The sequence below is a fragment of the Bradyrhizobium sp. 190 genome, assembly GCF_023073415.1.
In the GTDB taxonomy this organism is placed as follows: domain Bacteria; phylum Pseudomonadota; class Alphaproteobacteria; order Rhizobiales; family Xanthobacteraceae; genus Bradyrhizobium.
Genome location: NZ_JADPJL010000012.1, coordinates 937,361 through 950,612, shown reverse-complemented (window position 1 = coordinate 950,612; position 13,252 = coordinate 937,361). Strand labels below are relative to the sequence as shown.

Here is a 13,252-nt window from a genome sequence, read left to right as displayed (position 1 = left end):
CATTGACCCCGGCCTTTCAAAAAAATTCCGGCTCAAGTCTCCGCGATCAACCGATCATGTATTTGTGAGATCGGCTTCGACGAGCGCGCGAAGTTCCGCCGTCACCTCGGGGCGCCGACCGAACCACAATTCGAAGCCGCGCACCGCCTGGTGCAGCAGCATGCCGAGCCCGTCGGCCGTCTTCAGCCCGCGCGCGCGCGAAGCCGCCAGCAACGGCGTGTCGAGCGGCACGTACACGAGATCGGCGACGACGGCGTGTGACGGCAACAAGCCGACATCGAGTTCGAGCGGCGGCTGGCCGTGCATACCGAGCGAGGTCGTATTTACGACGAGCCCAGCGCGCGGCAGCAGATCGCCGACCGCGTCCCATGCAACGGGCAGGATGTTCGCGCCGAATTGATCCGCCAGCGCGCGGGCGCGCCCCATGGTGCGGTTGGCGAGATGCACGCGCTTGATGCCACGGTCGAGCAAGCCGAACAGAACAGCGCGCGACGAACCGCCGGCGCCGAGCACCAGCGCATCCTCAGCTTTGTCCCATCCATCAGCGCAGGCATCGAGATTGTTGATAAAACCTTCGACGTCGGTATTGGTCGAGCGCAGTTCGCCGTCACCGAACCACAGCGTATTTGCTGCGCCAACCGCGCGGGCGCGCGCGTCCGGCTTCGACAGCGAAAGCGCCCGCTCCTTGTGCGGAATGGTGACGTTGGCGCCGACGAAGCCGCGCAGCGACAGCCGGAAGACAAAATCCTGAAACTCATCAGGCGGCACCGCCTCGATGACGTAGCCGCCCTCGATGCCGAGCGTCCGCAGCCAGTAATGATGGATCAGCGGCGAGCGCGAATGCGCGGCCGGCCATCCGATCAGGCAGGCGGCGGGGGGCTTGGTCACGGCAACACCTCCTCAAAGACGTCGATGGCCGGGATGAACCCGGCCACGACGATCAATTTATCTTCCCTGGAGATGTGTCAAGCCAGACGCAGACCACCGCGGCCGGCCAAGGCCGCGGCGTCCCGCCGCTAACTACTACGCCGCGACGCGGTGCGCGGCGATGATCTGGTCGGCGGCGCGGCCGGTGACTTCGGCCATGCGGTCGAAGGCCCGCGTAAAGCTGCCGGCGCCGGCAGTGGCCGAGCGCAACTCCACGATCAGGTCGCCGATCTCTGCTTCCGGCATGGTGGCTCGGACGCAATCCCATCCGGGCCAGTTCTCGCGGGTGTCGAAGCCCAGGATCTGGCCGCGCCGCGCCGACAGGATGGCGTTGATCTTCGCCGTCGCCTCCGTCGGGCAGACGATCTCCACCATGTGGATCGGCTCCAGCAGCACCGGCTGGCACTGCGGCAGCGCCTCGCCCATGCCGATCCGCGCCGCGGTGCGGAAGGCGAGATCGGAGGAATCGACGCTGTGATAGGAACCGTCCGTCAGCGTGACGTGAAGATCGATCACTGGAAAACCGAGCGGCCCGCGCACGAGGCTGTCGACCACGCCCTCCTCGACCGCGCCGATATAGTTGCGCGGCACCGCGCCACCGACCACCTTCTCGTGGAACTCGAAGCCGCTTCCGCGCGGCATCGGCTTGATCTCCAGCACCACGTCGCCGAACTGGCCATGGCCGCCGGACTGCTTCTTGTGACGGCCGCGCTGGGTGACCGATTTGCGGATGGTCTCCTGATAACCGATCGCGGGTGCTTGCGATTTGACGTTGACGCCGAAGCGGTCCTTGAGCCGCTCGAGCGCGACGCGCAGATGCATCTCGCCCTGCCCCCACAGCACGATGTCATGGGTCTGCTGGTTCTGGATCATCGTCAGCGACGGATCCTCCTCGTTCAGCCGCAACAACGCCTGCCCGAGCTTGACGTCGTCCTTGCGGTCGTTCGCCGCAAGCGACATCGCCAGCACGGGTGGCGTCGGCGCGATCTGCACCAGCGCGGCCGGCGCGGTCTTGCCGCTCGAAAGCGTGTCGCCGGTCTTGACCGCTTCGAGCTTGCCGAGCGCGATCGTGTCTCCGACCTCGGCCGCGGCCCGCTTGGTGTCGTGTCCGCCGCTCACCGCGAGAATACCGGAAACCCGCCCGGCCTCACCGGAGGAAGATTGCAGCGTCGCACCGTCATCGAGATGGCCGGCGAGCAGCCGCGTCAGCGACAGCTTGCCGCCGTGCTGCAGATGCAGCGTCTTGAACACATAAGCCAGCGCCTCTTTTTGCGCTGACACGCCGAGTCGCTTCGCCGTCTCGGTTACGCCGGGCGCTTCGTGCCGCAGCGCCTTCATCAGCCGCAGCACGCCGTTCTCGCGCGCGGCCGCGCCCAGCAGCACCGGGCAAATCAGGCCTTCGCGCAATTCGCGGGCGAGATCGTCGAACACCGCGTCGCGCGGCGGCTGGATGTCCTCCAGCAACTGCTCCATCAGCGCGTCGTCGTGGTCGGCGAGCTTCTCCAGCATGGAGAACCGCGCTTCCTTCTCGCGATCGAGATTGCCGCCCTCCAATGCAACGACCTCGGAAGGCTTGTGCTCGCGATAAACAAAGGCGCGCTCCAGCGCGAGATCGACAAAACCTTCGATCAACTCGCCGTTCCAGATCGGGATCTGCCGCAGCACCAGCGGCACGCGCGAGGCCGGCTGCAACGTCGCCAGCGTCTCGCGGATGCGCTTGTTGGCGCGATCGATCTTGTTCAGAAACAGAAAACGCGGAATGCCCAAATCTTCCAGCTCGCGCAGGATAATCTGCAGTTGCGGCAGCTTCTTCTCGTCCGCCTCGCAGACCACGATCGCGGCATCGACCGCGGGCAACGCGGCGCGCATGTCATGCGCGAACTCGATCGAGCCGGGACAATCGATAAAGGTGTAACTGTCGCCCATGAAGGTGGTGGTGGCGGCGGAGAGGCCCACGCCCATCTTGTGGTGGCGCGCTTCGGGGCTGGCATCGCCTACGGAAGTTCCGGCATCGACGCTGCCGGCATTTTTAATGGCGCCCGTTCGCGCCAATATCGCCTCCAAAAGTGTGGTTTTACCGCTCTGGAAAGGGCCCACCAGCGCAATGCACCGTGGACCGCGGGGACTTCTGACGTCTTGTCCCATTGCCGCCTCCTTGTTTGGAGCTCGGCCCGTGATTGGGTCGGCGGATTGGATGCTCCGCCTGTCTCGTGATTTTGGCAAGCGGGAAAACGTCGCTGCGCTGCATCGTGAGAAGTAGACGGCCAAACACCGTCATTGCGAGCGAAGCGAAGCAATCCAGAAAATCCCACCGCAGTAACGGCTTGGATTGCATCGTCGCTAGCGCTCCTGGCAATGACGGCTTTGGAGGAAAATTAACGTCCCGGTCGGAGTTCCAGGCTTTCCAATCCGGCAGCAATGCTGACGCCGACCTGTCCCTGCACGCTGAGCGGCTGCAGCGCGATCGAATTGGCGGAGCCGCCGACCAGCATGTTGCCGCCGACGCCGACGCCGAGCGTCGCGCTGCCCTGCGCGCCGACATAGTCGCCGGACAGACCGCCCGGCCCGAGCCGCGCTACAGGTGCGAACACGCCCCAGGCCAGCGCCGATTCCTGGGTGATCCCGAGATCGAGTCCGACCTTTCGGATGGTGGCGATGTAGCGATCTTCCAGCATGCCGTCGGCGCGCAGCACGCAGCCGAGATGGGTAACGGAACCGACGATGAAGCCGACGCTGGCGCCGCCGCGGCACTCCAGCACGCCGACCTGCACGCGCTGCACCTGCTGCGCATGGGCGGCGCCGATGGAAGTGGCCAGCACGGCGAGCGCGGCAGCGGCAAGAATGAGGGAACGACGCATGAAGTAATCTCCGGCTGAAAAACTGTGATGCGAGCAGAGAATCAAAAACAACGCCGTACCCGCGGCGCGTTCGATCTATGCCACAACGTGTCGGGCAGTTCCAGATTTTGCCGGGAGCAGTCGTTGTTCGCCGACGTCATTCCGGGGCGATGCGCAGCATCGAACCTCAGATGTGCAATTGCACATCGGGGAATCTCCAGATTCTCAGGTGCGCAATTGCGCACCATAGTTCGCGCTTCGCGCGCCCCGGAATGACAGTGGCTACCAACAAAAAGGCCCGCTTGCGCGGGCCTTTTCCTTAACGTGTCATTCTCAGCTGCGATGACGGTGGCGGCGGTGGGTGTGCCGGCGCGGAGCGTAGCCGTTGAACGGCTGCAGCTCGAGGCCGGCAATGCCGGCGGCGACGTTCAGCCCGGTCTGTCCCTGCAGGCTGATCGGCTGCAGCGCGTAGGCGTTGGCAGGACCGCCAACCAGGAAGTTGCCGCCGCCGCCGATGCCGATCGATGCATTGGCGCCGACGCCGCCATAGCTGCCGGCGAGTTCGCCGCGCCCGAGCCGGCTATTTGGCGCGTTGACGGCCCAGGACAACTGGGTCTGCGCGGTGACGCCGAGATCGAGGCCGATGCGCTGCACCTTGGCGATGTAGGGTTCGGGACGGCGGCCTTCGCTGCGAAACACGCATTCGAGGCTCGTCACCGAACCGACCACGAAGCCGACATTCTGGCCGCCCTGGCATTGCAGGATGCCGGCGCGAACCACCGGCGGCGCCGCGTCAGCGCTTGCGATCGGTGCGAGCAGCGAAAGCGTCGCGAGTGTCAATGTCAGGAGTCGCATGTGTCCCAGTCTCCGCATGTTGATGAACAAATTTAGCGGAGCGGACAGGATGGAAGCGCCGTGTCTAAAACATGGCGCTTCCTCAAGAAGTCGTCAAAACATCAGTCGATCACGACCTGTTGTAATTGACACGCCTTTTTTCTGACGCGAACCGGGAAGCCATGCCGCATCAAGTGCGGGACAGGCTTGTGCCGCGCAAACGCTACCTATCTCAAATTGCCGCAGAAGCGCTGGATGCGCTTGCAGGCGTCTTCGAGATCGGAGGTTTTGGTCGCGTAGGAAATCCGGAACGCCGGGCCAAGCCCGAACGCGGAGCCCTGCACGACGGCGACGCCTTCGCTCTCCAGCAGTTCAGTGACGAAGTCCTCGTCGTTGGCAATCACCTTGCCGGACGGCGAGGTCTTGCCGATGGTACCGGCGCAGGACGGATAGACGTAGAACGCGCCTTCGGGCCGCGGGCATTCGATGCCCTTGGCCTGGTTCAGCATCGAGACCACGAGATCGCGGCGCTCCTTGAACGTCTTGTTGTGCACCGGGATGAAGTCCTGCGGACCGTTCAGCGCTTCCACCGAGGCCCACTGCGCGATCGACGACGGGTTCGACGTCGACTGCGACTGGATCGTCGCCATCGCCTTGATCAGGTCGGCGGGGCCGCCGGCATAGCCGATGCGCCAGCCGGTCATGCAATAGGCCTTCGACACGCCGTTCACCGTCAGCGTGCGCTCGTACAATTTCGGTTCGACCTGCGCCGGCGTTGCAAACTGGAAGTCGTCATAGACCAGATGCTCGTACATGTCGTCGGTCATCACCCAGACATGCGGATGCTTCACCAGCACGTCGGTGATCGCCTTCAGCTCGGCGCGCGAATAGGCGGCGCCGGTCGGGTTCGAGGGTGAGCACAGGATGATCCATTTGGTCTTCGGCGTGATCGCCTTTTCCAGATCCTCGGGCCGCAGCTTGAAGCCGCTCGACGCCGGGCACACCACCGGCACAGTCTCGCCGCCGGCCAGCGCCACCATCTCGGGATAGCTGACCCAGTACGGCGCCGGGATGATGACCTCGTCGCCGGGATTGAGCGTCGCCATCAGCGCGTTGTAGAGCACCTGCTTGCCGCCGGTGCCGACGATGATCTGGTTCGGCTTGTACGTCAGGCCGTTCTCGCGCTGGAACTTGGCGATGATCGCTTCCTTCAGCTCGGGAATGCCGCCGACATCGGTATACTTGGTCTTGCCGGCCTCGATGGCGTGGATCGCCGCCAGCTTGATGTTGGCGGGCGTGTCGAAATCCGGCTCGCCGGCGCCGAGGCCAATGACGTTGCGGCCCGCCGCTTTCAGCGCGCGCGCTTTATCCGTGACCCCGATCGTCGCGGACGGCTTCACACGGGCGAGCGAGGCGGACAGGAAGGGCATCATCATCTCCTGGCAAACGTCGTGACTTCTGGGATTGCACGACTCTTTCTGATGGGATCGGGATCGGCGTACCCTAGGACGCTGCGCGCTGCATCGCAAGAAGCTTGGCCGGAAACGGCCGAACTTTAGGGAACGTTAAAGCCGGCTCGGTACGGTCGGAGCAATACGGCGCAATATTCGTAAAAATTCAGCGGCGAAATGACAAATATCTGGCAAGGGCTGCGATCCGGCGAATGGCTGACGGTGACGCGAATGCGCGCCTACAGCCTGATCCTGCTTGGCGTCTCGGTGCTGGTATTCGCCGGATGGATCGCGGTTTCCGACGGCCTGATCGACCGCAACGGCAAGCCGATCGGCACCGATTTTTCCAGCTTTTACGCGGCCGGTTCGCTCGTCCTCGATGGCCGGCCCGGTGATGTCTACAATATGGCCGCCCATTACGCCCGTGAGCAGCAAATCTTCGGCGCGGCAACGCCCTACTACGGCTGGCTGTATCCGCCGATCTTCCTGTTGGTGGCAACCCCACTTGCGTTGATGCCCTACACGATGGCGCTGGCGGTCTGGCAAATCAGCACCTTCGCGCTGTATTTGTCCGTGATAGCTGCCATCGTGCGGCGGATACCGGGCATCGTCATCGGCCCGATATGGCTGCCGATCGCCGCTGGATTTCCCGCGGTCTTCATCAATCTGGGACACGGCCAAAACGGGCTCCTCACAGCGGGACTGTTTGGCGCTGCCTTGCTCGCGTTGCCAGCCAGGCCGGTCCTGTCCGGCGTCTTGTTCGGCGCTCTCGCCTACAAACCCCAACTCGCGCTGGTGATGCCCTTCGCGTTGCTCGCCGCTGGTCAGTGGCGCACCATCGTTGCCGCCGGCATCACCGTGATGGCGCTAATGGCCGTCACAAGCCTGATGTTTGGCGCCGATCTCTGGCTTGCATTCGCCGCCTCCACCGAGACGTCGCGCAAGCTGCTGATTGAGCAAGGCAGTGTCGGATTCGAAAAACTGCAAAGTGTTTTCGCGGCGGTGCGCATGTGGGGTGCCAGCGTCCCGCTCGCATACGCGATCCAGGGCGCAGTATCGGCGGCGGTCGTGTGCTGCACCGCGTGGGTATGGCGTTCGGCTTGCAACCACGAGCTCAAGGCCGCACTCCTCGTCATCGCGACATTGCTGGCGTCACCGCACATTCTGGATTACGACCTCGTGATTCTCGCTCTGGCGATCGCATTCGCCGTCAGCGCCGGCTTCGCAGGTGGCTTTCGCGACTACGAGATCAGCCTGCTTGCCGCGGTCTGGATTGTGCCGCTGCTGTCGCGCAGCATCGCCGGCGCCACTTACATACCGCTCGGGCTACTGGCGGTGCTGGCGTTCTACGTTATCCTCCTGCGGCGCGCGGCCCTCTATCGCGCACAACCCCCGGTCGTCGCGTCAGGCATCGCGCAAGCGTGATCTAAATTGTTCCGACGTGTTGATAGAATCGTTCTGCGCGTGTGCAGTGCAGTAGAGGTTTTCGACTTTTTCCATTCCGCGGGCCTTGCGACGCATTCGTATCGGCATCATTGTTTAGCCGCGTTGCGGCGCGAGAGCTTTCCGTAGCTCGCCCATCGCGTGCGCCCCTTGATCCCGAGTGAACCTAAACGACGATGTACAAGCTCTATTCGATGCAGCGCTCCGGCAACAGCTACAAGGTCCGCCTTGCGCTGGCGCTGCTCAACGCGCCGTATCAGGCGATCGAAGTCGACATTCTCCGAGGCGAAAGCCGCACGCCGGATTTTCTGGAGAAGAATCCCAGCGGACAGGTGCCGCTGCTGGAAGTCGCCGACGGACGCTATCTTGCCGAGTCCAACGCCATCCTCTGGTATGTCTGCGGCGGCACTTCGCTGGCCCCGGAGTCACGGGTCGAGCGCGCCGAAGCGCTGCAATGGATGTTCTTCGAGCAGCACGCGCTCGAGCCCAATATCGGCGCCGCCTATTTCTGGCTGTCGCTGGTCAAGGGCGGCCGCGACCTGCAGACGCATGCGCTGGAGGACTGGATGGAGCGCGGTTATGCCGCGCTGCAGGTGATGGAAAACCATCTCAAGACCCGCGCTTATTTCGCCGCGGGGCAACTGACAGTCGCCGATATCGCGCTGTACGGGTACACCCATGTCGCCGACCGCTGCGATTACGATCTCGCGACCTTCCCCGCCATCCGCACCTGGCTGCGGCGGGTCGAGCAGACCCCCAGCTTCGTCACCATGGACTGGCAGCCGGAAGTCGAGGTCGACGACCAGGCTGGCATCGCCGCCGGCGCATAGCACCGCCACGCCTGTAGCCGGCCTTCTCACTTTCGCGCGAGCACGCCACCAAAGGTTAACAATAGCGGGAACAACTTTAACCTTTGCCGTTATTCTGCCATTTTCAGCCGGCGACCGCCGCAATATTGCCGGCGATCATTGCAAGGTTTTCCTGATGACGAGTGAGTCGCGGGTGATTCGTCCCGCGTTACAAGGATTTAGGCCAATGGTGCGGTCCCCCGGCGCGGTCGGCTTCGAGAGCAGCCGCGCGCCCGTCGCTTCTTCCCGATTGATTGGCGCCATCGCCACCTCGCTCGCGATCGGCACGCTATCGCTTTGCGTCATGGTCACCCTGACGGTGCTGTCGATCAAGGCCACCGTCGCAATGCCCATTCCGTGACAGTTGCGGCTTTTTTGTTAGCATCATTAGCGAACGCGCGATGATCGGCATCGCGACTGGACGACCAGGATGAAAACACCTGTCGGCCTTGTGACCGCCGCGCTGGCGGTAGCGATCCTGCTCGCCGTATCGTTCCTGATCGCCACCGGCACCCGCGGCCAGGAGCAGGCATTTGGTTCGTCGGCGGGCGAACTCGAAGTCCGGACCATCGCCAGAGGTCTGGCCAATCCCTGGGCGCTGGCGTTCCTGCCCGACGGCAAGATGCTGGTGACCGAGCGTCCGGGCCGCATGCGCATCGTTACGGCCGAAGGACAGATCTCGCCGCCGCTGAAGGGCGTTCCCGAGGTCTGGGCGTCCGGCCAGGGCGGCCTGCTCGATGTCGTCGTCGACAAATCCTTTGCGCAGAACAAAACCATCTATTTCTGCTTTGCCGAACGAACCGACGGTGGCGGGCGCACCACGGTCGCCCGCGCAAAACTCAACGACGGCAACGGCCGCCTCGACGACGTCAAAATCATCTTCCGTCAGCAAGGGCCGCTGTCATCAGGCAATCATTACGGTTGCCGCATCGCGCAGGCCGAGGACGGCAATCTGTTCGTGGCGCTGGGCGATCATTTCACTCACCGCGACCAGGCGCAGAATCTCGGCAACCATCTCGGCAAACTGATCCGGATCGCGCCCGATGGTTCGGTGCCATCAGGCAATCCGTTCGCGGGTCGCACTGACGCCAAGCCAGAGATCTGGAGTTACGGGCACCGCAACGTGCAGGCGCTCGCGCTCAATCCGGCTTCCGGCGACCCCTGGGAAATCGAGCACGGCCCGCGCGGCGGCGACGAGCTCAATCTGGTCGGCAAGGGCAAGAATTACGGCTGGCCGGTGATCGGCTACGGCATCGATTACTCCGGTGCCAAGATCCACGACGCTGCGGCCAAGGACGGCATGGAGCAGCCGCTCAAATACTGGGTGCCGTCGATCGCGCCGTCAGGCATGGCCTTCTACACTGGAAAGCTGTTTCCGAAATGGAACGGCAGCCTGTTCACCGGCGCGCTGCGCGGCGCGATGCTGGTGCGGCTGACGCTGAACGGCAACGCAGTGACGTCGGAGGAACGCCTGCTGGAGAACCTGCACGAGCGCATCAGGGACGTTCGCCAAGGGCCGGACGACGCGCTGTGGCTGCTCACGGATAGTTCGAACGGACGGATATTGCGGGTGACGCCGGCCGCGAAGTGACGATCCGCCCCAAGGCATGACGAAGCTCACGCCCATTTGTGAAAGATCAGAAACGCGCCGATCGCGATGAAGAGAAAACCGAGCGCGTGATTCCATCCCAGCGGCTCCTTGAGATAGAGCACCGAGAAGCAGGCAAACACCACCAGCGTGATCACCTCCTGCATGGTCTTGAGCTCCGCCGCCGAATAGACCGCGCTGCCCCATCGGTTGGCCGGCACCGCCAGCCAGTATTCGACGAAAGCGATACTCCAGCTTGCCAGCACGACTAGCGCCAGCGGGCTCTGCTTGAATTTCAGATGGCCGTACCAGGCAAAGGTCATGAAGACGTTGGATGCGAACAGCATCAGGATCGGCAGCAGTGTCGGGGAAACAGTGGGCATTGATGTCCTCTTGCAAAATGTCATGCGCTAATCGGCGGGGCCGGTACCCCGTTCCCCAACTCGATATCATTTGATTTCAAAAATGCGAAAGCCCGCCGCATTCCTGCAACGCTCTCTTAAGACTGAGGGCAGAAAGCCGTGCACAATCGCAACAATCAGGCATGCTTGCGTCTTATTCCCGGCAAGTGGCGAGAACGGGCATGCAGTTAAACTGGCGCGCAATCTCCGGTCCGTTTCTTACGACAGCGACGGCGCTGATTGCCTTCCTGGTCGACCGGCATTTCGTTCCCGTCCCCAATCCCGCGCCGCTGTTCGTCTGCATCGTCGCGCTTGCCGCTTCCGTCAGCGGCATCGTCTCCGGCATGGCCAGCGCTGTCATTGCGGTGGCGTCTTCGGCGCTGTTCTTCCTCAACCACCGCGCCACGCCCGGTTACGACATGTCGGACCTGGCGCGCATGCTGCTGCTGGCGGTGACCGCCGGCGGCACCGCGCTGATCACCGGCCTCCTGCGGAAGAAATGGGTCGATGCATTCGCGTGGCAGAAGAAGCATCACGCCACCGCGGAACGCCTATCGGCTGCGCTCGATCAGGTCGATATCGGCATCGTGCTGCTCGATTCCGATACCCGCGCCGAGTTCATCAACGGCGCGTTCCGCGATTACTTCAAGCTGTCCGACGAGCAGGCCGACAGCAAGCCGCCCTTCATCGCGCTGATGTATCATGGCCGTGACACCGGCGCCTGGCAACTGCCGGAGGACGAGTTGAGCGCCTTCATCGCCAAGCGCACCAAAATGATCCGGACCGGCGATTCCACGCCGATCAACATCAATCTCGCCGACGGGCAGGTGCTGCGTTTCATCTGCACGGCGCTGCCCGATGGCGGACGCATGCTGAGCTATACGCCGGTCACCGACCTCGTCCGCCACACCGACGATCCCGGCAGCGCCGACTATTATCGCACGTTGCGCGACAGCCATCGCAGCCTTGCCCGACACCTCGGCGCCGCCGAATAGCGGCTGCACCGCAACCTCCTTGCGACATTGATCCCCGCCTGCCGTGTCTGTAGTAATGAACGGCATCCTCCTGCGCGTCCCAGCGTCACCTCCCAGCAAGACGGAAACGCTCAATGTCCGGCGACCTCACCATCCGCTTCGTCACCCGTCAGGACTATGCGCAATGGCTTCCGCTGTGGGATGGCTACAACGCCTTCTACGGCCGCTCGGGCCCGACCGCGCTTGCGCCCGAGATTACCGCGATGACGTGGGCGCGCTTCTTCGACGCCTACGAGCCGGTGCATGCGCTGGTCGCCGAGCGCGGCGGCGAGCTGCTTGGGCTGACGCATTATCTGTTTCACCGCTCTACGACCATGATCGAGCCGAATTGTTATCTGCAGGATCTGTTCACCAGCGCCGCAGTACGCGGCAAGGGCGTCGGCCGCGCCTTGATCAACGGCGTGTACGAACGGGCGAAGCTTGCGGGATCTTCCCGCGTCTATTGGCAGACGCACGAGACCAACCACACCGCGATGCAGCTTTACGACAAGGTGGCGGAGCGTTCCGGCTTCGTCGTGTACCGCAAGCTGTTCTGACACGGTTTCGTGAAGACGGTCCCGTCAGGCCGGCTGTGGATAAGTCCTGATGTCACGGCGGCGTAACAAAGCGCGGCTAGCCTGCGCCTGCGTCTGATCAGGCCCCCCGTCTCAGATCACGCGCCCCCAAGCGGCCCCCGTCAGTCGCCGCGTCTGACCGGGGCCGCATCTTTTTCTGCCGCATGGCTGCCAAGCGCAAAGGCCGACATTACAGCTGCTTGCGGCGCCAAGCCGCGCGGGCCACAATGCCGGCCCCTCTTTTCTCGCGTGCTTCCCACAGGATCAATCCATGCAAATTCGCAACCTCGGCGGCTCCGGCCTGCGCGTTTCCGCCGTCGGCCTCGGCTGCAACAACTTTGGCCAGCGCACCGATCTGGAGACCTCGCGCAAGGTGATCCACAAGGCGATCGACCTCGGCATCACCCTGTTCGACACCGCCGACATCTATGCCGGCATGGGCGGTTCCGAGACCGTGCTGGGCACCGTTCTCGGCGACCGCCGCAAGGACATCGTGCTGGCGACGAAATATTCCAAACCGATGGCAACCGACGGCACCAGGCAGGGCGCCTCGCGCCGCTACATCATGTCCGCCGTCGAGGCGAGCCTGACGCGGCTGAAGACCGACTACATCGATCTCTACCAGCAGCATGATTACGATCCCTTGACGCCGATGGAAGAGACCTTGCGCGCGCTCGACGACCTCGTCCGCCAGGGCAAGGTCCGCTACATCGGCAATTCGAATTTTCCGGCGTGGCGCATCGCGGAAGCGGAAATGATGGCGCGGCAGATGAACGTCAGCCGCTTCGTCTCCTGCCAGGACGAATACAGCCTCGTCGTGCGCGGCATCGAAAAGGATCTGTTGCCGGCAGCAACGGAATACAAACTCGGCCTGCTGCCGTTCTTCCCGCTGGCGAGCGGCCTCCTCACCGGAAAATACAAGCGCGGCGCCGCCGTCCCCGACGACACCCGCTTCGCCAAGGCGCCGGCGCTGAAGGACCGCTACGTCACGGCGCGCAATGAAGACATCGTCGAAAAACTGCAGGCGTTCGCGCAAGCCCGCGGCCACACCATGCTGGAGCTCGCGTTCTCCTGGCTGGCGTCGCACCCGCAAGTGTCGAGCGTCATCGCCGGCGCCACCCGCGTCGAGCAGGTCGAGCAGAACGTGAAAGCGATCGGCTGGACACTGAGCGCAGAGGAGATGGCGGAAGTGAATGGGATTACGAAATAGATCTTGCTCGGCGTCGTCCCTGCCTAGTGCGCAATTGCGCACGGGCGCAGGGACCCATAACCACGAATGTCTGTGGTGATGCCGCGCTGGAGCTCCAGCGCGTTCCAACAATTATCTGCGGTGGT

At 63.5% G+C, this 13,252-nt stretch carries 13 protein-coding genes; 7 read left to right on the top strand and 6 right to left on the bottom strand.

Features of this window, described 5'->3' with window-relative positions:
- Nucleotides 1-54: 54 nt before the first annotated feature.
- The 5 genes from IVB22_RS13690 to IVB22_RS13670 all read right to left on the bottom strand — a co-directional run bounded on the left by IVB22_RS13690 (nt 55) and on the right by IVB22_RS13670 (nt 6,028).
- The gene (locus IVB22_RS13690) at nt 55-888 is read right to left on the bottom strand and encodes a shikimate dehydrogenase (RefSeq protein WP_247517817.1); all 834 of its coding nucleotides are present in this window, start codon (nt 886-888) and stop codon (nt 55-57) included.
- Nucleotides 889-1,023: 135 nt separating this feature from the next.
- Entirely contained in the window at nt 1,024-3,072 is a 2,049-nt protein-coding gene (locus IVB22_RS13685; RefSeq protein WP_247517816.1) for an elongation factor G, read from the bottom strand.
- Between the two features lie 230 nt (nt 3,073-3,302).
- Nucleotides 3,303-3,785, bottom strand: a complete 483-nt coding sequence (locus IVB22_RS13680; RefSeq protein ID WP_247517815.1) for a DUF992 domain-containing protein — start codon at nt 3,783-3,785, stop codon at nt 3,303-3,305.
- A 312-nt stretch (nt 3,786-4,097) separates the two neighbouring features.
- Complete coding sequence (locus IVB22_RS13675) at nt 4,098-4,619, bottom strand: DUF992 domain-containing protein (RefSeq protein WP_247517814.1); 522 nt, start codon at nt 4,617-4,619, stop codon at nt 4,098-4,100.
- A 206-nt stretch (nt 4,620-4,825) separates the two neighbouring features.
- Nucleotides 4,826-6,028, bottom strand: coding sequence for a pyridoxal phosphate-dependent aminotransferase (locus tag IVB22_RS13670; RefSeq protein WP_247517813.1), 1,203 nt, complete (start codon nt 6,026-6,028; stop codon nt 4,826-4,828).
- Between the two features lie 198 nt (nt 6,029-6,226).
- Here IVB22_RS13670 and IVB22_RS13665 point away from each other — a divergent pair, with 198 nt between their 5' ends.
- The 4 genes from IVB22_RS13665 to IVB22_RS13650 all read left to right on the top strand — a co-directional run bounded on the left by IVB22_RS13665 (nt 6,227) and on the right by IVB22_RS13650 (nt 9,931).
- Nucleotides 6,227-7,474: a glycosyltransferase family 87 protein gene (locus IVB22_RS13665; protein ID WP_247517812.1), complete on the top strand. Its 1,248-nt coding sequence runs from the start codon at nt 6,227-6,229 to the stop codon at nt 7,472-7,474.
- Nucleotides 7,475-7,668: 194 nt separating this feature from the next.
- Nucleotides 7,669-8,322: a glutathione S-transferase family protein gene (locus tag IVB22_RS13660; protein ID WP_247517811.1), complete on the top strand. Its 654-nt coding sequence runs from the start codon at nt 7,669-7,671 to the stop codon at nt 8,320-8,322.
- A gap of 205 nt (nt 8,323-8,527) precedes the next feature.
- A complete protein-coding gene (locus IVB22_RS13655; protein ID WP_247517810.1) occupies nt 8,528-8,701 on the top strand; it encodes a hypothetical protein in 174 nt (57 codons plus the stop codon).
- Between the two features lie 69 nt (nt 8,702-8,770).
- On the top strand, nt 8,771-9,931 hold the full coding sequence (locus IVB22_RS13650) for a PQQ-dependent sugar dehydrogenase (protein ID WP_247517809.1): 1,161 nt from the start codon (nt 8,771-8,773) through the stop codon (nt 9,929-9,931).
- A gap of 26 nt (nt 9,932-9,957) precedes the next feature.
- Here IVB22_RS13650 and IVB22_RS13645 read toward each other — a convergent pair whose 3' ends face one another.
- Nucleotides 9,958-10,311, bottom strand: coding sequence for a DMT family protein (locus tag IVB22_RS13645; RefSeq protein WP_247517808.1), 354 nt, complete (start codon nt 10,309-10,311; stop codon nt 9,958-9,960).
- Between the two features lie 200 nt (nt 10,312-10,511).
- On the opposite strand from IVB22_RS13645, the gene IVB22_RS13640 reads away from it, so the two are divergent.
- The 3 genes from IVB22_RS13640 to IVB22_RS13630 all read left to right on the top strand — a co-directional run bounded on the left by IVB22_RS13640 (nt 10,512) and on the right by IVB22_RS13630 (nt 13,127).
- On the top strand, nt 10,512-11,324 hold the full coding sequence (locus tag IVB22_RS13640; protein WP_247517807.1) for a PAS-domain containing protein: 813 nt from the start codon (nt 10,512-10,514) through the stop codon (nt 11,322-11,324).
- Between the two features lie 113 nt (nt 11,325-11,437).
- Nucleotides 11,438-11,899, top strand: coding sequence for a GNAT family N-acetyltransferase (locus tag IVB22_RS13635; RefSeq protein WP_247517806.1), 462 nt, complete (start codon nt 11,438-11,440; stop codon nt 11,897-11,899).
- 289 nt (nt 11,900-12,188) lie between these two features.
- Nucleotides 12,189-13,127, top strand: a complete 939-nt coding sequence (locus IVB22_RS13630; RefSeq protein ID WP_247517805.1) for an aldo/keto reductase — start codon at nt 12,189-12,191, stop codon at nt 13,125-13,127.
- The last annotated feature ends 125 nt before the right edge of the window (nt 13,128-13,252 follow it).